The sequence below is a fragment of the Herbidospora galbida genome, assembly GCF_005233835.1.
In the GTDB taxonomy this organism is placed as follows: Bacteria; Actinomycetota; Actinomycetes; order Streptosporangiales; family Streptosporangiaceae; genus Herbidospora; species Herbidospora galbida.
The window spans coordinates 128,551-147,464 of the sequence record NZ_SZQA01000016.1; the positions used below are offsets into that span (position 1 = coordinate 128,551).

Sequence of the window (18,914 nt, forward strand, 5' to 3'; positions counted from 1 at the left end):
GGGGACCGGCAGGTCCTGTTCTCGGGGAGGAATTCCGTTGCCCGGATGGCCGACCGTCGGCCGAGCCGACGACAACCGTCTGCTCGACGCGCTGAAGCGCGACGACGCGCACGCACCAGCCAGCCTCTACGACGCGTACGCCGACCGGCTGAACGACTACGCGTTCGCCCGGCTGCGCGACCTCGACCTGGCCGCGAGCGCCGTGCACGACGCCCTCGTGCTCGCGGTCGCCTCGGTGGGGCGGCTGACCGAGACGCAGCGGCTGCGCGCCTGGCTCTACGCCCTGGTGCGCTTCCAGTGCGCGTCGCGGACGCCCGGCACGGCGACCACGCCGATCGACCTCGCCGACAGCCCCGACCCCGAGATGACCATGCTCGTCCACGAGGCGCTGGGCGAGCTCAGCGGGCCCGAGCGCGAGGTGCTGGAGCTCTCCCTGCGCCATGACCTCACCCCGGCCGAGGCGGGCGCCGTGCTGGGGCTGACCTCCCGCCAGGCGGCGACGCGGCTGGAGCGGGCCCGCGACCACCTGGAGAACTCGGCCGCCGCCGTCGTGCTGGCGCGGACCGGCCGGGCCCACTGCCCCGACCTGTCGGCGATGGTCGACTCCTGGGACGGCCCGCTGAGCACGCTGCTGCGCCAGCGCCTGAGCCGCCACATCGGCGGCTGCGAGGTCTGCACCGAGGGCAGACAGCGGCACGTCGCGGCTCCCAAGCTGCTGGAGATGGTGCCGGTGGCGTTCCCGCCGCTGTCGCTGCGACGCCGGGTCGTGGACACCTGCGCCCACCCGGAACGAGACGAAACGAAGATCCTCATCGTGCGGGACGGGGATCACTTCGACCGGAACGGATTCCCCGTGCCGGTCGAGCGGCGGCCCCGAGTGAAGCGGGGCCGCCGGGCGGGGGGCGTGTCACGGCGGGCGGCGGGGAAGAAGAAGTCCCGGCGCGCGACGCCCGTCGTGGCCGCTCTCGGCGTGGCCCTGGTGGCGGGCGGCGGGGTGTTCTGGCTCAACGGGGCCGGCGCGGCCGCGCCCACCCGCATCGAGGCCATGCCGCAGCCCACGGACGACGCCGTCCAGGCCCCTCAGTACGAGGTGACCGAGGAGGACACCGCGCCTCCCGTGGTGGCGGAGGAGGAGACCCCGTCGGCCGACCCGACGCCGCAGGAGGCCGAGCAGACCTCGTCCACCCAGGCTCCCGGGCCGGTCCCCACGGCGGCCGGGCAGCCGACCGCGCGGCCCCGGCCGACCCGCACGCCGTCGAAGACGCCCAAGCCCACCAGGCCGCAGGCCGGCGCGCGGGCCGCGCTGTCGATGACCTGCCCCGGCGACGTCGGCGAGTCCACCGGCGGGGTGCTCTACCTCACCGCCAGGAACGCTCCAATCGCCTGGAGCGCCCGCGCCGGCGACAACGTCTCGATCGCCCCGGCGCGCGGCGTGCTGAAGAAGGGCGCGAGCGGGCGCATGACGATCTCGATCGTCGACCCGAAGTCGGCCGGCAGCACCACGATCGCGATCACCTCGCCGGGCGGGAACCCGTCGTGCCGGATCAGCTGGCGCGGCGACGGCTACTCGCCCCCCGGCGGCGGGGTGCCCGACCCGACCAGCCCGCCCCGCCCGACCCCGACGCCCCCGAAGACGGAGGAGCCGACCCCGGGGCCCACCGAGACCCCCGCGACGCAGTTGTCGGAGGAACCCCAGCAACCCCAGGCATAACACGGGCGGTTGCCGAGTCGTTACCGATAGAGTCCTGGTTCTTTGTGAACCGGGCGCTGCGGAAGAGCGTCGCCATTGACGCGCGTGTCCCCGGTTGATCCTATGAAGTGCCTCCACCAGCCGGGAGAGTGACATGGGGACCAGTAAGACCGTCCTGATCGGTGTGGTCGGCGCGTCGTGCGTGGCCGGAGCCGTGCTCGCGCTGGCCGACGTGCAGACGCCCGCCAGGCTGATCTTGACGCCCCTGTTCCTGCTCCTGGCGCCCGGCGTGGCCATCGCCGGGTTGTTGCGTGATCGTGACCCCCTATCGGCACTAACCGTGGGACTGGCCGCCAGTCTGGCTGTCAACGTTCTTCTCGCCGAAGCGATGCTCCTCTTCGACGCCTGGTCACCGCGTGCCGGCGTGGCCACCGTCGCGGTCGTGAGCGCGTTTCTGGTGATCCTGCGCCAGCTTCACCGCCCCCGCACTCGCGTCACCCCCGCCCAGAACTCAGGGTGACGACCCCGCACACCCTCTGCCCCACGACCGGGACGAGCCCCTGACCCGTCTCGTCCAGTCGCGCCGGTCCGCTGGCAGTCTCCGCTCATGACAGACCGCCCGGAAGGACATCTCCGTCACCATGAGTCCCGAGATCACCGGCCTGCGGCCGCTCCCGCACGTCGAGCGATACACCCCCCTCGGCCCCCATCTCGCGGTCTCGCCGACCGTCAGCGTCGTCGTGCCGGCGATGAACGAGGCCGAGAACCTGCCCCACGTGTTCGCCACGCTGCCCACCTGGGTGCACGAAGTCGTGCTGGTCGACGGCCACTCGACCGACGACACCGTCGAGGTGGCCCGGCGGCTGCGGCCGGGCCTGCGGATCGTCCACCAGACCGGCCGGGGCAAGGGCGACGCCCTGGCCGCCGGGTTCGCGGCCTGCACGGGCGACATCATCGTGATGATCGACGCCGACGGCTCGACCGACGGCCGCGAGATCATCCACTTCGTCAGCGCCCTGGTCAGCGGCGCCGACTTCGCCAAGGGGTCGCGGTACGTCCCCGGCGGCGGCAGCGACGACCTCACGGTCACCCGGCGGGCCGGCAACAGCGTGCTGCGCACCATCGTCAACACGCTCTACCGCACCCGTTACACCGATCTCTGCTACGGCTACAACGCCTTCTGGGCCCGCCACCTGCCCGCGCTCGACCTCGACTGCGAGGGCTTCGAGGTCGAGACGCTGATGAACATCCGGGCGGCCAGGGCCGGGCTGCGGGTGCACGAGGTGCCCAGTCACGAACGCTGCCGCATCCACGGGGAGTCGAACCTGCGGGCGATCCGCGACGGACTGCGGGTGCTGCGGACGATCGTGCGGGAGTGGCGGCGCCGCCGTGCGGCCCCCGCACCGCTGCCGCAGCCGGCCACGGCCGACCAGGGCGCGGCGTGAACACCTCCGTCGTGATCTGCGCGTACACCGAAGACCGCTGGGACGACATCGCCGCCGCGGTCGCCTCGGTGCGGGCCCAGACGGTCCCGGCGCGTGAGCTCCTCCTGGTCGTCGACCACAACCCCGAGCTCCACCTGCGGCTCAAGCGGGCCTACCCCGACGCGATCGTGCTGGAGAACGCGCACGAAAGGGGCCTGTCGGGCGGCAAGAACACCGGCGCCGAGGCGGCCACCGGCGTCTATGTCGCGTTCCTCGACGACGACGCGGTGGCCGACCCGGGCTGGATCGAGGGCCTGGAGTCGGCCATGGCGCAGCCGGGGGTCGTCGGCGCGGGCGGGGCCACCCGCCCGCTCTGGGCCACCCGGCGTCCCCGCTGGTTCCCGGTGGAGTTCGACTGGACGGTCGGCTGCACCTACAAGGGCATGCCGGAGACCCGGGCGCCGATCCGCAATGTCATGGGCGGCAACGCGATCTTCCGCCGCGAGGTGATCGGCGCGGTCGGCGGGTTCTCCACCGGCATCGGCCGCAGCGTCGAAGGGGGCAAGAGCCGCCCGCTGGGCTGCGAGGAGACCGAGTTCTGCATCCGGCTCACCCAGCGGTTGCCCGGCTCGGTGCTGCTGTTCGAGCCGTCGGCGGGCATCGGCCACCGGGTCCCGGCCGCGCGGGAGACCTTCCGCTACTTCCGGGCCCGTTGCTACGCCGAGGGGCTGTCGAAGGCCCTGGTCACCCAGAGCGTCGGCAGCGGCGACGGGCTGGCGAGCGAGCGGTCGTACACGTTCAAGACCCTGCCGCTCGGCGCGCTGAAGGGGCTGGTCACGTTGCGACCGGGCAGGTCGGTGGCCATCGTCGTCGGGCTGGCCTGGACGACCTGGGGCTACCTGGTCGGGAAGGCGCGACGATGAACCGGGTGCCGATCCTCATGTACCACTCGGTCACCGACCGGCCCAACGCGGAGACCCGGCCGCTCGCCGTGCGGCCGGGCGACTTCGCCGAGCAGCTGGCCTACCTGGCCGCCAACGGGTTCACGCCGATGACGTTCGCGAGCCTGATCGCGGCGGTGAACGGCACCGGCGCGACCCTCCCGGCCAAGCCGGTGGTGCTCACCTTCGACGACGGCTACGCCGACTTCCACACCGAGGCGATGCCGATCCTCGACCGGTTCGGCTTCCCGGCCACCCTGTTCCTGACCACGGGCTGGGTGGCCGACGCGGGCGGCGAGGCGGCCGGCCGCCCGCTCGACCGCATGGTGAGCTGGTCGCAGGCCCGGGAGGCGGCCGTCGAGGGGCACGAGATCGCCGGGCACAGCCACAGCCATCCGCAGCTCGACCAGCTGCCCGACGCCGAGCTCCGGCAGGAACTGCGGCGCGGCAAGGCCGTCCTGGAAGACAGACTCGGGCTCCCGGTGACGACGATGGCCTATCCCTACGGCTACTCCAGCGCGCGGGTCCGCCGGGAGGCCCGGCGGGCCGGTTTCTGGGCGGCGTGCGCGGTCGCCAACGACCTGGCCGGCCTGCCCGCCCCCGACATGCTGGCCGTTCCCCGCCTGACGGTGAGCCGGACCACCGGGCCCGGCCGGTTCGCCCGCGCCGTGGAGGGCCGGGCGCTTCCGCTGGTCTATCTCCGGGAGCGCGCGCTGACTCGCGGCTACGCCGTCGTACGCCGGGGCAGGTACGGAATCGCGCGTTTCGCCCGAAGAGCATAAGGGGAGAAAACAGGGCGACCGAGGACATGAGGGGGCACAGTGGCCCAGGCATGGCTACCCGTCGCCAGTCGCATTCCCGCTCCCCAGGACGCCGGCCCCATGATCGGGGGCGCGCCCAGGGTGGTCTGGTTCATTTGGCCGACAGACCCACAAGGGATCTCGGCCAAATCCGTGGCCCAGCGGCTCGTCCAGCTCAACCGCCCCGCCCACCTGGTGTGGAACCCGGTGACGGGGCAGATCATCCAGCAGTTGCCGCCCACCCGCGCGGCCTGCGGCCTCACCGGAGACCTCAACCGGCAGGGCCGGGTGTGCGTCCAGATCCGGGTCTTGGGGTCGGTGCACGAACCGTTCACCGACAGCAAGCTCGACGGTCTGGACGAGATCCTCGCCTGGCTCGACTCGTGGGAGGTTCCCCGGCGCTGGCCGGCCGGCCCGCCGCTACCCCTGCCCCATTCACTGGTGCAGGACGGCAGCCGCCGTCTCTGGGCCCGTGGGGGGCACTTCGGGCATTCGCAGGTTCCGGGTTCCGCCGAGGGGGATCCGGGGGCCATCGACGTCGCCCGCATCATCGGAGACAGCGCGCCCCACTTAGAGGTGCCCCGTCCCCGCGAGGAACTACGGCTTCTGGAGAGCGTGGTCTAGCAGGCTCCTGACGATCCCGCAGCCCTGGCGGACGTCGTGGAGTGCGGCGGAGCCGTACCCGACGACGAGGCCGTGGACGCGGGGCGGGCCGTGGTGGTGGCGAATGGTCGTGTCGACCAGGACCCCCCGCTCACGGGCTCCGGCGACCACTTCCGGCACGACGTGTTCCGGAAGTTCCGCCAGGACGTGCAGACCGGCCGTGTCGCCCTTGGTCCACGGGCCGAGGGCGGCCACCACGGCTTCGCGCCTCCGGGCGTACTCCAGGCGCATGCGTCTCAGGTGCCGGTCCAGGTCACCGCGGTCGAGCAGCACGGCGACCGCGCGCTGGACCGGCCCGGACGTGCGGTCGGCGAGTTCCTTCCGCGTTCTCGCGATCCGGTCGAGCAGCGGCCTCCCGGCGACCAGCCAGCCGACGCCGACGTCGGGGCTGAGCGACTTCGACAGCGTGCCGAGCAGCACGACGTGCTCGGGGCCGAGGCCGTAGAGGGCGGGCAGCGGGGCGACGTCGTAGCGGAACTCGGCGTCGTAGTCGTCTTCGACGACGATCGCGCCGGTGGCGCGGGCCCAGGCGAGCAGCCGTTCGCGGCGCGGGATCGGCAGGCGGCCGCCGGTCGGGAACTGGTGGGCCGGGGTCGTGTAGATCATCCGCAGGCCGGCGGGCAGGCCGTCGACGATCAGGCCGTCGGCGTCGACCGGACAGGGCACGATCTCGGCGCCCCGCGAGGCGAAGACGCGCCGGGCCGCCCGGTAGCCCGGCTCCTCCACCCCGACCCGGTCGCCGGGCTCCAGCAGGGTGGCGGCCAGCAGGTCGAGACCGTTCCCGGTGCCGCGCGTGATCAGCACGTTCCCCGGGCCGGCGGGCACCGCGCGGGCCCTGCGCAGGTGGTCGGCCAGGGCCTCGCGCAGCAGCGGATCGCCGTAGAGGTCGGGCCACGCGCTCATCGGCAGGTCGCCGGCGGCCCGCCAGGCCCGCCGCCAGGCGGCGGTGTCGTAGGCCATGACCCAGGGGCGGCCGGGCCGCAGGTCGATGAGGCCGGCGTCGGGGGCGTGCAGCGGCGGGTAGGAGTCGGCGTCGGGGGCCGGCCGGGGCTCGGCCGGCCGGGCGGGGGAGCCGTCGCCGGTGTGGACGTCGGCCACGTAGGTGCCCGAGCCGTGCCGCCCGTCGAGCCAGCCCTCGGCGTAGAGCTGCTGGTAGGCCTCGGTGACCACGGTCCGGCTGACGCCGAGCAGACCGGCCAGGGCCCGGCTGGAGGGCAGCCGCTCCCCCGCCCGCAGCGCGCCGTCGCGCATGGCCGCGCGCAGCTGGTCGCCGACCTGGACGACCAGGGGCGTCGTGCTGGACCGGTCGACGGCCACCGGCAGATCGACCTGCTGCTCCCGCAAAGTGGTCTCCCTCAACGCCGCGAAAGTGGACGTGTTCCTCCAGGCCACTCGGCTCCTACGGTAACCGTATGACCGAGCTGTCCAGCACCCCTCGTACCGTCCTCGGCCGTTCCAAGGCCCGTGGCCGCACCGACCGCGCCGAGCTCCACGCCGTCCTCGACGCCGGCCTGATCTGCCACCTGGGCGTGATCGTCGACGGCTCACCCATGGTCATCCCGACCGGGTACGGCCGCATCGGCGACACCCTCTACGTCCACGGCTCCACCGGCGCCCGCTCCCTGCGCACCGCCCCCGGAGACACGATCTGCGTCACCGTCACCCACCTCGACGGCATCGTGCTGGCCCGGTCGGTCTTCCACCACTCGGTGAACTACCGCTCGGCGATGATCTACGGCGTGCCGCGCCTGGTCACCGACGAGGACGAGCGCATGGCCGGCCTGGCCGCCATCACCGAGCAGCTCGCCCCCGGCCAGTGGGACTACGCGCGCCTGCCCAACCGCAAGGAGATGGCCGCCACGGCCGTGCTGGCGCTGTCGCTGGAGGAGGCCTCGGTCAAGATGCGCGCGGCCGGCCCGAGCGACGACGACGAGGACTACGACCTGCCGATCTGGGCGGGGGTGCTGCCCGTGGTCACGACGTGGGGCGTACCGGAGACCGACCCGAAGATGACGCAGGACGTGCCGGTTCCCGCCCATATTTCCGGAAGATGATCGACTGATCCCCTTTGACAACCCCGCCGCCCGATCGGGCGTCTACTTAACGCAGCACGAAGCGACCGGCGCCCATGTGGCCATCGAGTACCCGGCAGGGACTCGCATGGGCGGCCGGGTCGCTTTTTTCTGGGCTCTCCCGCTGTGATCAAGGTCACCTGATCGCGGGATCGGATGCCCGCCGGGCATGAATCGACACTTCGCGCAGTATGAGGTCGGGAATGACCGATGTCACAATATGCCCTGGTCAACCGGCCGGACGAAGCCGCCGCCCCCACCGCGACCGAGACTCGGCGGCCCCGGCTTACCCACCTGTACCACTAAAGTCACATTTGACACTGAGTCACTACAATCTCATGACTTTTCCCATCACGATGTAGACCCGCCGATAGGCTCTGTGGTCGTCATGGTGGGGGCCCGGGCATATAAGGAGACCGCATGTACGGCCAGACCGGCGCCTGGCGGGTTCCCGGCTATACGGAGCTACGCGAGCTCGGCACCGGCGCAGCCGGACAGGTCGTGCTGGCCAGGCACGATGCCGATGGAACCCTAGTCGCGATCAAATACCTCTCCCAGGAACTCCGAGCCGACCTCAACTTCATCGCCCGGTTCCGGCACGAGGCCCGTCTCCTCGCGCTGATGGACCGCAACCCGCACGCCGCCCGCTTCTACGAGTACGTCGAGCAGCCGCACGGCGCCGCGATCGTCATGGAGCTCGTCGACGGCGTCTCGCTGCGCGCGATGATCCGCTCCGAAGGCCCGACGGGACCGGAGGCCGCCCTGGCGGTGCTCAAGGGCTCCCTCATCGGCCTCGCCATCGCCCACGACATGGGCGTGGTGCACCGCGACTTCAAGCCCGAGAACGTCATGGTCGACGGCGACGGCCACAGCAAGCTCGTCGACTTCGGCATCGCCGCCCGCGCGGGCGACGGCATGCCGGCCTCGGGGACGCCGTCGTACATGGCCCCCGAGCAGTGGGCGGGCGCCCCGGCCGGTCCGACGACCGACGTCTACGCCGCCACCGTGGTGTTCTTCGAGTGCCTCACCGGCCAGCGTCCCTTCCAGGCCAACAACCTGGCCGCGCTGGCCCACCAGCACCAGGCCGCCCCGGTCCCGGTCGAGCAGATCCAGCCCCAGCTGCGCGGCCTCATCGAGCGCGGCATGTCCAAGCACCCGCAGGAGCGCCCCGCCTCGGCGCACGCCTTCCTCCAGGAACTGGAGTCGGTGGCGATCGAGACGTACGGCCCGCAGTGGGAGGAGCGCGGACGCCGCCGCCTGGCGGCGCTGGCCGGTCTGCTGGCCGCCTTCTTCCCGCTCGCCGCTGCCGTGCCCGAGGCCAACACCCAGCTCGCCAACACCCAGCTCGCCGCCGGCGGCGAGGACTTCGGCGGCGACGAGGAGCGCAAGGGCGGCTTCTTCAGCAAGGCGTTCGTGAAGATCGGCCTGACCGTGGTCGGCATGGCGGTCATCGCCGGTGGCACGGCCGTGCTGGTCGGCTCCATCAGCGGCGCGACCCTGTCGGCCGGCACCACCTCGCTCACCCCGAGCCCGGTGAACACCTCGACGACCCCCGACCCGCTGGTCGAGGAGGTCGACGACGGTCTGATCGAAGAGGTCCCGGTCACCGAGACCCCCCAGGTCACCGAGTCACCCGACGCCGAAGGCACCCAGCCCCCGGTCACCCAGCCGACGTCGAACGCGCAGCCCAGGCCGACCCGGCAGCCGAAGCCGACGCCGACGAAGAAGCCCACCAAGAAGCCGACCGCCAAGCCCACCAAGAAGCCGGGCGGCGGCGGTGGCGGCCTCGAGGAACCGGGCGACCCGACGGCCAGCAGCGAGCCGGGCGACGAGACGCCGACCCCGTCTCCCTCGCCGACCACGGCCACGCCGACGCCGTCGACGACCCCGTCGAGCAACCCGACGACTCCGACGCCCGAACCGTCGACGACGCCGCCCACGACCCCGTCGAACGACCCCACCATCACCCGGAACAGCGGTTCCCCCGGCGGTGGCGGCCCCGGCTCTCCCTCGACCGAAGAGTCGCCCACCCGCGGCACCGACGAGCCGACCGTCGAGCCGACCACCGGAGAGACGGCCGCCGCCGGATTCTTCGCCCTCGGCCTGATGACGACCGGCCTCGTGCCCGCCACACTTGCCGTGAAGCGGTCCATGGCGGGAAGGCACCGGCGGAGGCGTAAGTAGTCATGCATGACGGGGGCACTGTCGCGGGCCATCGGCTGACCGGCAGGACGCGGGTCAGCGAGGTCGGCACCTGGCACGACGCGGAAGGCCCCGGCGGCGAGCCGTCGGGGCTGCTCCGGTTCAACGATCACCTGCTGGCCGCCCCGGGCGCGCGTGAGCGCCTGGTGGCGGCCATTTCCGCTGATCGGCGGCTGGCCCAGTCGGGCCAGTACGGCCTGCTGCCGGTCGCCGACCTGGTGGCGGCCCACGGCGAGGTCTGGCTGATCGTCGGCCGCCGGGCCGTCCCGACCGTGGCCGACCTGCTCACGGGCGGCAGCCAGCTCGGATGGCAGCCCGACGCCGGCAGCGCCGCCACGATACTGATCGAGACCGCCCAGACCCTGCTGGGCCTGCACGCCGCGGGCCTGACCCACGGCGCGGTCCACCCCGGCACGGTCGTCATCGGCGAAGACGGCTCGGCCCTGCTGGCCGAACGCGGCCTGCTGGAGGCGCTGCGCGCCGAGCCCGCCTCGCCGGAACGCGACATCGCCGCCTGGCAGGGCCTGGCCCGCACCCTGTCGGCGAGCTGGGCCACCGGTCAGCCGGCGCAGCTGCTCGACCACGCCGCCTCGGTGGCCGCCTCCCGTGGCCTGGCCGCCGCCCGCGACGTCCTGACCAACGGCCGTGACATGCTCCCGCCCGGGTTCAGCACCCGCGAGTCGCTGGTGCGCACCCTGCACGCCTGGTCGGCGCTGCCGCCGGTGGCCGCCGCGCTGCCGCCCGCGCGGCTGCCGGAGAGCGGGGAGCTGCAGACCCTGCTCGATCCGGCGCGCCACCCGGGCGGGCCGCCGCCGGCCGAGTCGGGCGGCATGCGGTTCGGTCCGGGCGTGCCCGCCGACACCTCGGCCGCCCAGATCTGGCGGCAGGGCGCCACCCAGCACTCCGACCCCACGGCCCAGAGCCGCCGCAAGGCCCGGCCGAAGCGCCGCGGCGCCTGGCTCAGCTCGCTGGTGGTCTGCCTGCTGATCGCCGGGTTCATCCTCTACATGCGGATGGCCCCGCCCGCCGAGATGGCGGTGTCCAAGGTCAGCGTGGCCGCGCCGAAGAAGACCCAGGGGTGCGACGCCAAGACCAAGATCATGGCGGTGGTCACCACCAACGGCGAGGCAGGCACCTTCAAGTACGAATGGGAGCAGAGCGACGGCCGGGTGACCGAAGGGACCCAGCGGGTCGAATCGGGCACGACTTCGGTAGATCTTCCGCTGATCTGGCAGGTGAGCGGTCCGGGCCGATTCAAGGGCACAGCAACGCTCCGCGTGCTCGACCACACCCCCGAGGGAAAGCCCATGGCCGCGAAGGCGAGCTTCTCGTACAAATGCTGACTTCACTAGGCTGCACGGCATGACGACGACCCCCGCCGGCTGGTACCCGGACCCCTACGGCTCGCCGCAGCTGCGGTGGTGGGACGGTTCGCAGTGGACCGACGCCACCCATCCCCTGGAAGGCCAGGACGCCCCGGAGTCCCCGGAGCCCGCCGGACAGGAGACCCTGGCGACCACCCCCGCCGCGCCGGCCGCTGCCACCGCCCAGTTCGCCGCCCCGCCGGCCCCGCCGCAGTGGGCCCCGCCGTCGCAGGCCTGGGGCGCCACGAGCCAGCTGCCGCTGCCCCAGTTCGGCGCCCCGCCGAAGCCGCCCTCGCCGCTGCCGTGGGTGCTCGGCGGCGTGGGCATCGTGCTCGTCATCGCGCTGGTGGTGGGCGGCGCGTTCGTGTTCCTGAACCGGGACTCCGGAGAGTCGGCGATCGCCCGCCCGCCCGCGACCTCCGAGCCGGCGCCGCCGCCCCAGACCGAGCAGGCGCCGCCGCAGGAGCAGGTGCCGACACCCGACCAGCAGCAGCCGCAGCAGCCCCCGCAGCCGTCGATCACGGCGTTCCCGCAGCCGGAGGACGGCCGCATCAACGACTCGGTGTCGGGCCTGAGCTACAAGTTCCTCGGCGGCCCCTGGGAGGTCTCCGACCCGAAGACCATGAACGCCCCCAACGACCCGACCTACCCGCTGTTCACCAGCGGCTACGGCGCAGTCTCCCAGCCGGGGTTCAACGGCCAAGAGGGCGTCGACTGGATGGGCACGGTCGCGGCGGCCCAGCTGCCCCAGATGATCCCCTACCGGGGCGTCGAAGACCTGGAAGTGGTCACCACGACGCTGCTGCAGGCGTACGAGCCGGCCTTCTACTCCATCCCGCACGAGCGCGAGATCATCCGCAATGAGGCGATCAAGGTCGGCGACCGCGACGCCTGGATCATCGAGTACACGATGGACTTCAGCGCCGAGGCCAAGGCGAAGAAGTACAAGTTCACCACCGAGTCGGGCGCGTTCGTGCTGGTCGACATGGGCGAAGGCGAGCGGCCCTCGTTCTTCTACGTGTCGATCCCCGACAACCTGAAGTCCGAGCAGGTCGGTGATGTCCTGGACTCGCTCCAAACGCACTGAGCCGGAGCACTACGCTAAGGACATGAACGACCTGCTGGTCTGGATCGACTGCGAAATGACCGGGCTCGACCTCGGGCGCGACGCACTGGTGGAGGTCGCCTGTGTCGTCACCGACGGTGAGCTGAACCAGTTGGACCAAGGGGTCGACGTCGTCATCAAGCCCCCGCCGGAGGCGCTGGAGCAGATGTCGGAGATCGTGCGCACCATGCACACGGCCTCCGGTCTGCTCGAGGCCCTGGCGGGCGGTGTGACCCTCGCCGAGGCCGAGGCCATCGTCCTGGAATACATCCGGGGCCACCTCCCGGAGCCCAAGAAGGCCCCGCTGTGCGGCAACTCGATCGCCACCGACCGCTCGTTCCTGGCCCGGGACATGCCCGTGGTGGACAGCCACCTCCACTACCGGATGATCGACGTCTCCTCCGTCAAGGAGCTGGCCCGCCGCTGGTATCCGCGCGTCTACTTCGCCTCACCCGAGAAGCAGGGCGGCCACCGCGCCCTCGCCGACATCACCGAGAGCATCCGGGAACTGCGCTACTACCGGGCGACCGTGTTCGTCCCCCAGCCCGGTCCCGACTCGGCGTCGGCGCGCGACACGGCGGAGGCCGTTAGTAGTTCGTAGTTGTCACGCGATACCGCTACACTCGTGCTTGTACGCGAGACCGGGTGAGCGGGATCGCGCACATGGTGGGTATAGCTCAGTTGGCAGAGCGCCAGGTTGTGGTCCTGGATGTCGTGGGTTCAAGTCCCATTACTCACCCAGCGTAAGGGCCGGTCCTTCGGGACCGGCCCTTCATCGTTTCCACGGCATGGGTGCCACACGTGGGCGCAGGACGATCCCGCCGCTGCGCGGCCGGCGAGCTGCGGGCCACGGGCGAGACCGTCTACCCCGCCGACCTCGGTGATCTCGTCACGGAGACCGTCACCACCGGGGTGCCCGAGCGGCCCGTCGTGCTGCGGTGACCCACTCCGAGTGCGATTTGCCCACGAAGCAACCCCCACAGGGCTTTCACGCGAGTTAAACTCGCTCACAACCGCTACGCCGGACGCGGGGGCCCTCGGCGACTTAACTCTCTGCCATGGATCTCTGCCACGGAGGCCAGATGCGAGTCGACGACCCCACCGGACCGGCCCTCAGCAAGCGCGAGACCGAGGTCATGGACCTGATCGCCAACGGCCATTCGAACAACCAGATCGCGCAGCGGCTGTTCCTCAGCGAGAAGACGGTCAAGAACCACGTCAACCGGATCTACGCCAAGCTGGGCGTCGCCTCCCGGGGGACCGCGATCGACCTGTGGTCAGGACGCGAGCCCTCTCCTTAGGCGGGACAGCCCCACTTCGATCTCCTCCGGAGTGACGTTCAGGGGTGGGCGGAGCCGTACAGTCCCCTCTGAGGCGGGCAGGACCAGCAGCGACTCACGCTCGCGCAACCGGGTGACGACCGCGTCGCGGTCGGGCACGTCGAAGGCGGCGAGCAGCCCGCGACCCCGCGCGTTGCGGAGCAGGCCCTCGGCCTCCAGTTCGCGGAGGGCGCCGAGCAGTTTGTCGCCCAGCACCCCGGCGTGCTCGATCAGGCCGTCGCGTTCGATGATCTGCAGGATGCGGGTGGCGCGCACGATGTCGGTCAGGCCGCCGCCCCACGTGGAGTTGATCCGGCCGCTGACGCGGAACACGTTGTCGGGCACCAGGTCGACCCTGCGCCCGGCCATCACGCCGCCGACCTGCATCTTCTTCGCGAACGCCACGACGTCGGGCTGCAGGCCCATCCCCCGGTACGCCCACGCCGACCCCGTGACCCCCACCCCGGTCTGGACCTCGTCGAGCACGAACAGGGCCTCGTGCCGGTGGCACAGGTCCTGCATGGCACGCAGGAACTCCGGACGCAGATGGTTGTCGCCCGCCTCGCACTGGATGGGCTCGGCGATGAAGCAGGCGATGTCGTGGGGATACCGGCGGAAGGCCTCCTCGGCCTGGCCGAGCGCGTGCTCCTCCGCCGCCTCGACGTCGCCCAGGTGGATGGCGGGGGTGTCGACGCGGGGCCAGCCGAACTTGGGGAAGCGGTCGGTCTTGACCGGTTCGGTGTTGGTGAGCGAGAGCGTGTAGCCGCCCCGGCCGTGGAAGGCGCGGCTCAGGTGGAGGACCTGGGTACCCATGCCGGGGTGGCGGCCGTTGGCCTCGTTCCAGCGGCTCTTCCAGTCGAAGGCGACCTTCAGCGCGTTCTCGACGGCCGCCGAGCCGCCCTCCACGAGGAACAGGTGGGGCAGTTCGGGGTCGCCGAGGACGCGGGTGAAGGTGTCGGTGAAGTCGGCCAGCTCCTCGGTGTAGAGGTCGGAGTTGGCCGGTTTGTTGGCGGCCAGCCGCCCCAGGCGGGCGAGGAAGGCCGGGTCGTCGTCGAAGGGGTTGAACCCCAGGGGCGACGAGGCGAACGAGGTGAAGAAGTCGAGGTGTCTCCGGCCGTCGCGGGCGTCGACAAGCCAGGAACCCGAGCTGCGCGCGAGGTCGAGGACGACCGGCAGGCCGTCGACGAGCAGGTGCCGGGAGAGCCGCTCGTGAACCGTCATGATGAAGATATTCCCGGCCTATGGCGCTATACGCGGAGAATCTTCACGCAGGCATCTTCCTCACCCGGAAGGCCAGGTAGAACAGCGACAGCCCGAGGATGACCGCCAGCACCCCGATCAGCCAGGCCAGCGACAGCGCTCCAGCGGCCGGCCAGATGACCAGGACGACGCCGAAGACCACCGACAGGACGCCGGCGAGCATCAGGCCCCAGTCTCCGTCGATCCGCCTGCGGGCGTTGACCGCGGCGATGATCTCCAGCAGGCCGGTGACGACGAACCAGGCGCCGATCATCCACAGCAGCACGATCGCGGTGATCGCGGGCCAGGTGGCCACGATGATGCCGACGATCACCCCGACGATGCCGGAGAAGATCATCCAGCCCCGGGAACCCTTGTTGACCTCGCGGAAGGCGCCCGCGATGGTGAACAGGCCGTTGACGATGGCGTAGGCGGCGAAGACGTAGACGAGGGCGAGCAGGGTGATGCCCGGCCACGCCAGGGCGATGACTCCGAAGATCACCGCCAGCAGGCCGCGGACCGCCAGCACCCACCAGGTGTCACGGCTGACCGGGCGGAGGCCCGCGTTCAGGTCGGCGTTCAGATCATGCATGGGACCTCACCTCCATCAGGAGGTACATGTCCAGAAATATCCCACTTTCAGCCCATATGTGGGCCAAGTATTAGAGGGCGTTCAGGAACCGGGCCGCGACCGGGATGGCCACGTCACGGCCGGTGCCGCCGTTCTTGACGAACACCGCGAACGCCAGGTCCTCGTAGAAGCCGACGAACCAGGCGTGGTCGTCCTGGCCGGCCTCCTCGGCGGTGCCGGTCTTGCCGCTCACTCCGGCGGGCAGGCCGGTGCCCTCGGCGGTGCCCTCCGACACCACCGACGACATCATCGTGCGCAGCCCCTCGGCCACCCCTGGCGCCAGCGGCACGTCCGGCGGCTGGCCGGAGGCGTCGGCGAGCAGCCTCGGCCCCCGCCAGACCCCGCTCTGCACCGCCGCCGCCACGCTCGCCATGCACAGCGGCGTGGCCACCACGGTGCCCTGGCCGAACGACGCCTCGGCCAGCGCGTCGTGGTTGGGCGGCTCGGTCAGCGAGCCGCAGGAGCCGCCCGCGCCGGTCGACAGGGTGGCGCCGAACCCGAAGGCGGCCGCCTGGGCGGTCAGCGTCGCCGCCGGGACCCGTTCGACCGCCAGCTGGGCGAAGGTGGTGTTGCACGACTCGGCGAAGGCCTGCCGGAAGGCCAGCGTGCCGAAGTCGTGGGCCTGGTAGTTGTTGATCACCCGCCCGAACGGGATCTGATAGGTGGCCGGGCAGGCCACCTGCTGGTCGGGGGTGACCCCCTGGGCGAGCAGCGCCGCCGCGGTCACGATCTTGAAGGTCGACCCGGGCGGGAACGTCGAGGAGAACGCGCCCTTGCCGCCGAGCCGGTCGGCCACCGCGAGCACCTCGCCGGTCGAGGGGCGGATCGCGACGATCGCGGCCGGCTTCTGCACCGGGTCGAGGGCGCGGGCGGCGGCCATCTGGACGTACTTGTCGATCGTGGTGGCGAAGGCCGGGCCCTCGGTGGCCGGTTGCTCGTGGCGGTAGACCTCTTCGACCTCGTCGCCGAAGGGCTTGTCGATCACCACGCGCCAGCCGCCGGTCGAGGGGTTGGGCGGGGCGTGCGCGGTCAGGTCGTCGACGTAGGGGTCGGCGTAGCTGTTGGGCGGCAGGGCCTCGCCCTCGCGGGTGGCCAGGCGGTAGGGGGCGCCGGGCAGGTCGCGGCGTTCGATGGTGTCGCCGTGTTCGAGGTCGGGGTGGATGGTGTCGGGCGTCCAGTCGACCATCCACTCGCGCTTGACCACGGTGAGGCGGACCGTCGAGGTCAGCTTCATCGGGGGGCCATCGGTCATCTTCCACTCCCCCGTGAACGACAGGTCGGCCGTGACGTCGTCGACCTCGTCGACGGACAAGGGGGTGAAGACCCGGCTCACCGCCTTCAGCGCGGTGTCGGCGGCCTGGTGGAGCGTGGTGAAATCCTCCGGGGGGTCGTGGACGAGCGCGCGCATCGCCGCCAGGTCGCCCTTCTCCCACTCCTTCAGATAAGCGGTCCCGGCGTCCCAGGGGGTGTTGCGGTTGGGGTTGTCCGGCTCGACCAGTTCGTCGGGCACGCCGTCAGGCGTCGCGGTGGTCACCGGTTCGGGGGGTGGCACACTCCGGCCGCTCACGATGAGCCCGGACACCCCGGCGACGAACATGGTGACGACCGCCGCGACGAGAACGAGCAGGGGCCGCCTGCGCATTAGGTTCTCCTGGGAGGTCGGAGTGCACTCCTGGATATACCACGCGAAGACGACAGGCAGAGAGATTGTGATGGCGAAGTCCACGAACCCGGTACCGGGCCGCTACCTCGTCGTGTTCGGCGAGGTCGAACTGCTGCGCGACCTCGACAACCCGGCCGGGTGGATGCTGCTCATGGACGGGGTGCCGCAGTCGTACGTCGACCTGGCCGACCCGACCCATCTCGACTTCGAATACGTCCAGCTCATGGGCATCGCGGTCGACTGCCTGCCGGAGGGGCCGCTCGACGTGACCCACGTCGGCGGTGGCGGTTTCACACTGCCCCGCTACGTCGCGGCGACGCGTCCGGGGTCGCGCCAGATCGTCATCGAACCCGACCACGCGCTCGTGCAACTCGTCAGAGACCAGCTCGCGCTCAAGACGGTGCCCCGGCTCAAGGTCCGCACGACCGGCGGCCGCGAGGGCGTCACCGCCCTCGACGACGCCTCGGCCGACCTCGTCATCCTCGACGCCTTCTCGGGCGCGATCATGCCGATCGAGCTGGCCACCGCCGAGTACATGGGCGATCTGGCCCGCGTCCTGCGGCCCGGCGGCACGCTGCTGGTCAACGTGGCCGACGGCAAGGGCCTGCGGTTCGCCCGGCGGCTGCTGGCGACCGTGCGCGGCGTCTTCCGGCACGTGACCCTGCTGGCCGAACCGGGCGTCCTGCGCGGACGCCGGTTCGGCAACCTGATCGTGGTCGCCTCGAACCGCGATCTGCCGCTCGACCGGCTCGTACGGTCGGCCGCGGGCGGGCTCACGCAGGCGCGCTGCGTAGCGGGCGAGGATCTGGTGAAGTTCGTCGCGGGCGCCAAGCCCATCCACGACGGAGACCCGGTGGCGGCGCCGGTGCCGCCACCCGCGGTCTTCGGTTGAGGGTCCCGCTCAGGCCCCGTGGGAGCGGGCGATCTCGTCGATGCGCTCGGCCAGCCGGTAGTCGAGGTCGGTCAGGCCGCCCGCGTCATGGGTGGTGAGCGCGAAGTGCAGGGTGCGCCAGCGGATGTCGATGTCGGGATGGTGGTTCATCTTCTCGGCCTCCTCGGCCACCCGGTCGACGATCAGGATCGCGGTCGGGAAGTCGGGGGCCTCGATGGAACGTCTGAGCGTCTCGCCGTCTTTGGTCCATGCCATGCCTCTCACCGTCTCACAGGCGGGGCCAGCCTCCGCTCGTCGTCGGGGCGGCCTTGGCGCGGGCCCGACGGGCCATCGACATGATGCCGCGCACCATGTGGGTGGCGTGGGTCTGCTGCCGGGTGGCGATCGACTTGGCCAGTATCGGCTCCAGGTCGGCCATCAGGCGCGGGAGCTGGGTGACGCTCCACTCGTGCCAGCGGGAGAACTGGGTGCCGCCGCTGTCGCCGTCCTCCTGCCGGTAGGCGACCATGACCGGGCAGTGGTCGTTGGCGTAGGCCAGCCACGACTCGATGGCCGAGTTGAACCGTTCCACCCGCGAGTGGGCGGCGTAGAACCAGCCGTCGTCGCCCAGGTAGTCGTCGTCGCCGGGCTTGGCCGGGTAGGCGCGGGCCAGCGCGCCGTGCAGGAACAGGCCCGAGGCGACCATCAGCTGGCGGCCGTCGGCCCAGTCGATGGTGTCCTGGAGCGGTCCAGGGCAGCTGGACTCGATCGCCGCACGCTGATAACTCGAGGGCTCGCGCTCGAACCGCACGTGAACCTCGGCCCACATGTAGTACTTCGCCTCTCCCGCCCCGAAGAAGGGGAAGGGAAACTCGTTCATCAAGACCTCTCCAATGGGGAGCGACGCGGCATGACTTCACACCGCGTATC

At 71.6% G+C, this 18,914-nt stretch carries 20 protein-coding genes and 1 tRNA gene; 15 read left to right on the plus strand and 6 right to left on the minus strand.

All coding sequences use genetic code 11. The features are described from left to right. The first annotated feature begins 37 nt into the window (after positions 1-37). From FDA94_RS18125 to FDA94_RS18150, 6 genes are all read left to right on the plus strand, one after another. A complete protein-coding gene (locus FDA94_RS18125) occupies positions 38-1,711 on the plus strand; it encodes a sigma factor-like helix-turn-helix DNA-binding protein (RefSeq protein WP_137248246.1) in 1,674 nt (557 codons plus the stop codon). Between the two features lie 133 nt (positions 1,712-1,844). Continuing rightward, positions 1,845-2,210: a hypothetical protein gene (locus FDA94_RS18130; RefSeq protein WP_137248247.1), complete on the plus strand. Its 366-nt coding sequence runs from the start codon at positions 1,845-1,847 to the stop codon at positions 2,208-2,210. 121 nt (positions 2,211-2,331) lie between these two features. Further along, positions 2,332-3,135, plus strand: a complete 804-nt coding sequence (locus FDA94_RS18135; protein ID WP_062435173.1) for a glycosyltransferase family 2 protein — start codon at positions 2,332-2,334, stop codon at positions 3,133-3,135. Further along, positions 3,132-4,037 carry a glycosyltransferase family 2 protein gene (locus FDA94_RS18140; protein WP_137248248.1) on the plus strand — a complete coding sequence of 302 codons (906 nt, stop codon included), beginning with the start codon at positions 3,132-3,134 and terminating at the stop codon, positions 4,035-4,037. Before FDA94_RS18135 ends, FDA94_RS18140 begins: the two co-directional genes overlap by 4 nt. Continuing rightward, positions 4,034-4,837: a polysaccharide deacetylase family protein gene (locus FDA94_RS18145; protein ID WP_137248249.1), complete on the plus strand. Its 804-nt coding sequence runs from the start codon at positions 4,034-4,036 to the stop codon at positions 4,835-4,837. The genes FDA94_RS18140 and FDA94_RS18145 overlap by 4 nt, the downstream gene beginning before the upstream one ends. A gap of 171 nt (positions 4,838-5,008) precedes the next feature. Continuing rightward, positions 5,009-5,479 (plus strand): hypothetical protein, encoded by a 471-nt coding sequence (locus FDA94_RS18150; RefSeq protein ID WP_246060016.1) that lies wholly within the window; start codon positions 5,009-5,011, stop codon positions 5,477-5,479. Here the strand turns inward: FDA94_RS18150 and pdxR are convergent. Further along, positions 5,453-6,877 carry a MocR-like pyridoxine biosynthesis transcription factor PdxR gene (pdxR, locus tag FDA94_RS18155; protein ID WP_246060017.1) on the minus strand — a complete coding sequence of 475 codons (1,425 nt, stop codon included), beginning with the start codon at positions 6,875-6,877 and terminating at the stop codon, positions 5,453-5,455. The genes FDA94_RS18150 and pdxR overlap by 27 nt on opposite strands. A 53-nt stretch (positions 6,878-6,930) precedes the next feature. On the opposite strand from pdxR, the gene FDA94_RS18160 reads away from it, so the two are divergent. From FDA94_RS18160 to FDA94_RS18195, 8 genes are all read left to right on the plus strand, one after another. Further along, on the plus strand, positions 6,931-7,572 hold the full coding sequence (locus tag FDA94_RS18160; protein WP_137248251.1) for a pyridoxamine 5'-phosphate oxidase family protein: 642 nt from the start codon (positions 6,931-6,933) through the stop codon (positions 7,570-7,572). A 438-nt stretch (positions 7,573-8,010) separates the two neighbouring features. Then, positions 8,011-9,774 carry a serine/threonine-protein kinase gene (locus tag FDA94_RS18165; protein ID WP_137248252.1) on the plus strand — a complete coding sequence of 588 codons (1,764 nt, stop codon included), beginning with the start codon at positions 8,011-8,013 and terminating at the stop codon, positions 9,772-9,774. Positions 9,775-9,776: 2 nt separating this feature from the next. Continuing rightward, positions 9,777-11,135, plus strand: coding sequence for a protein kinase family protein (locus FDA94_RS18170; protein WP_137248253.1), 1,359 nt, complete (start codon positions 9,777-9,779; stop codon positions 11,133-11,135). Between the two features lie 19 nt (positions 11,136-11,154). Then, a complete protein-coding gene (locus FDA94_RS39940) occupies positions 11,155-12,243 on the plus strand; it encodes a DUF2510 domain-containing protein (protein WP_212735376.1) in 1,089 nt (362 codons plus the stop codon). 22 nt (positions 12,244-12,265) lie between these two features. Next, positions 12,266-12,862, plus strand: coding sequence for an oligoribonuclease (gene orn, locus FDA94_RS18185; protein ID WP_137248254.1), 597 nt, complete (start codon positions 12,266-12,268; stop codon positions 12,860-12,862). A 65-nt stretch (positions 12,863-12,927) separates the two neighbouring features. Continuing rightward, positions 12,928-13,000: transfer RNA gene (locus FDA94_RS18190), tRNA-His, on the plus strand. A gap of 62 nt (positions 13,001-13,062) precedes the next feature. After that, complete coding sequence (locus FDA94_RS39265) at positions 13,063-13,203, plus strand: hypothetical protein (protein WP_170991001.1); 141 nt, start codon at positions 13,063-13,065, stop codon at positions 13,201-13,203. A gap of 140 nt (positions 13,204-13,343) precedes the next feature. Beyond that, positions 13,344-13,562, plus strand: a complete 219-nt coding sequence (locus FDA94_RS18195; protein WP_137248255.1) for a helix-turn-helix domain-containing protein — start codon at positions 13,344-13,346, stop codon at positions 13,560-13,562. Here the strand turns inward: FDA94_RS18195 and lat are convergent. The 3 genes from lat to FDA94_RS18210 form a co-directional block, all read right to left on the minus strand. Then, complete coding sequence (gene lat, locus FDA94_RS18200; RefSeq protein WP_137248256.1) at positions 13,539-14,801, minus strand: L-lysine 6-transaminase; 1,263 nt, start codon at positions 14,799-14,801, stop codon at positions 13,539-13,541. The two genes, FDA94_RS18195 and lat, sit on opposite strands and share 24 nt — an antisense overlap. Positions 14,802-14,844: 43 nt before the next feature. Beyond that, the gene (locus tag FDA94_RS18205; protein ID WP_137248257.1) at positions 14,845-15,411 is read right to left on the minus strand and encodes an HdeD family acid-resistance protein; all 567 of its coding nucleotides are present in this window, start codon (positions 15,409-15,411) and stop codon (positions 14,845-14,847) included. Between the two features lie 70 nt (positions 15,412-15,481). Next, positions 15,482-17,092, minus strand: a complete 1,611-nt coding sequence (locus FDA94_RS18210) for a penicillin-binding transpeptidase domain-containing protein (protein WP_137248258.1) — start codon at positions 17,090-17,092, stop codon at positions 15,482-15,484. A 70-nt stretch (positions 17,093-17,162) separates the two neighbouring features. On the opposite strand from FDA94_RS18210, the gene FDA94_RS18215 reads away from it, so the two are divergent. Then, positions 17,163-18,005, plus strand: a complete 843-nt coding sequence (locus FDA94_RS18215; RefSeq protein WP_137248259.1) for a spermidine synthase — start codon at positions 17,163-17,165, stop codon at positions 18,003-18,005. A 9-nt stretch (positions 18,006-18,014) separates the two neighbouring features. Here the strand turns inward: FDA94_RS18215 and FDA94_RS18220 are convergent, their stop codons facing one another. Then, positions 18,015-18,260: a 4a-hydroxytetrahydrobiopterin dehydratase gene (locus tag FDA94_RS18220; protein WP_137248260.1), complete on the minus strand. Its 246-nt coding sequence runs from the start codon at positions 18,258-18,260 to the stop codon at positions 18,015-18,017. A gap of 13 nt (positions 18,261-18,273) precedes the next feature. Next, positions 18,274-18,864, minus strand: coding sequence for a hypothetical protein (locus FDA94_RS18225; RefSeq protein ID WP_137248261.1), 591 nt, complete (start codon positions 18,862-18,864; stop codon positions 18,274-18,276). Positions 18,865-18,914 lie beyond the last annotated feature (50 nt).